This is a genomic window from Chryseobacterium hagamense, assembly GCF_007991455.1.
GTDB lineage: Bacteria > Bacteroidota > Bacteroidia > Flavobacteriales > Weeksellaceae > Chryseobacterium > Chryseobacterium hagamense.
The window spans coordinates 1-1,411 of the sequence record NZ_BJYJ01000079.1; the positions used below are offsets into that span (position 1 = coordinate 1).

The 1,411-nt window shown below is 29.7% G+C and carries 2 protein-coding genes; both read right to left on the minus strand.

The features are described from left to right. Window positions 1-56: 56 nt before the first annotated feature. On the minus strand, window positions 57-722 hold the full coding sequence (locus CHA01nite_RS20305; protein WP_146944805.1) for a hypothetical protein: 666 nt from the start codon (window positions 720-722) through the stop codon (window positions 57-59). Beyond that, the coding region (locus CHA01nite_RS20685; protein WP_170234795.1) for a hypothetical protein at window positions 700-1,411 on the minus strand (712 nt) is incomplete at its 5' end. The genes CHA01nite_RS20685 and CHA01nite_RS20305, both read right to left, overlap by 23 nt.

Genomic DNA, 1,411 nt, shown 5'->3' on the forward strand with positions numbered 1-1,411 from the left:
GGTAGCTACACTTCCTCCACCGTATTACTGGTAATACCACTTCCTCCACCACTATATCATTTAACTATTTTCTTTGGAAAAAAATATTTTAAATCTTCATCTGAAATTATAGGATTACATTCTTTAGATTTATTTTCATTTATATTTTTCTTAGGAATTTTACTTAAGATATCATCTATATTTTCATAAATAACATTTCCTTTTAGGTCAACATGTATTATATTACAATAATTTTTTGTATCCTGTAAAGTAATCCATGACGTATAATCGCCTTTTTTTGGAGGAGGAGGAGGCATATAATAATATTCCATTAAATACTCATAATTAAAATCTTTGTCAACAATAATCATCGAGGGTAAAAACATATATTTATCATGAGATCCCGTAAATAGTTTAATATTATAAACAGATTTTTTATCATGTTCAATACTTTGTTTAAATATGGTAACAACGCCTTTATTATATTTTTTAGAAAAAAAGATAAGATTTGCCATATCAACAGTTCCCACACCTTCACCAAAGTCAAGCCCTCTTCTATCTAAAATATAAAATACACTGTATGAGTTATTATCTAATATTTTTATAATATCCTTCTTTTCAGTAGTTAAATTAACCGAAAATTTTTTATTCTCTATGCCTGCCATTTTCATTTGAGAAAAAACATTCATATAAAAAGTTAGGACTATTAGTATTATTATTTTATTTAATTGTTTTGACTCCATATTTTGTCATGATTATATTAAAATTTGTTTGAGTAGCTACTCCATCTTTATACCAAACCCACCCATGTTCATATCGTTTTTGAGAAGTTTGATTAAAGCCAATGAAATCCTGAAATCTTATTTTTCCTCCAATGGGAAATAAGCTTGAAAAATCCCTGTTTGCAAAAATATCTCTGGATTTTACTAAAGAAGAAACTCCTGTACCAAAAAGTGTATCATTTGCTGAGAAACAAGCTCCTATGATTAGATTCTTCCCATCTCTAACATAATTACCAATCCCAACAAGACTATCTATACTGCTTTTTTTATCAGCAGTTAACTTACCCGAATCAGCAATATACTGCTGAATATCTGTTCCATATATTTTTTCAGTTTCAAGGTTAGTGTAAAAACCTGTATCATCTGTCAGTATATATTCACCCGTTTGTGGATTACGAAGAGCCTCTCCGTTTTCACCAAAAGTATAACGTTTGCCTACTAAACCATGAGCATTAATATAAATATTATCAGCCTGATTATTTCCTAAGTATTTAGTTAACTTCGTTAAAGCATTTGCAAGGCTAGAAGCATCAATAATATGCCATCCGTTGGCTTCAAAATCGCTATTCACAAAATTTCCAAGGTTGCCTGCATCTCCTCTCAAGAAGTTAATGATAATGTTTATAGCTGTAGCTCCAGTAGCACTACTT

Coding starts and splice junctions, on each gene's coding strand:
- CHA01nite_RS20305 (WP_146944805.1), bottom strand. CDS start 722: ATGGAGTCAAAACAATTAAATAAAATAATAATACTAATAGTCCTAACT.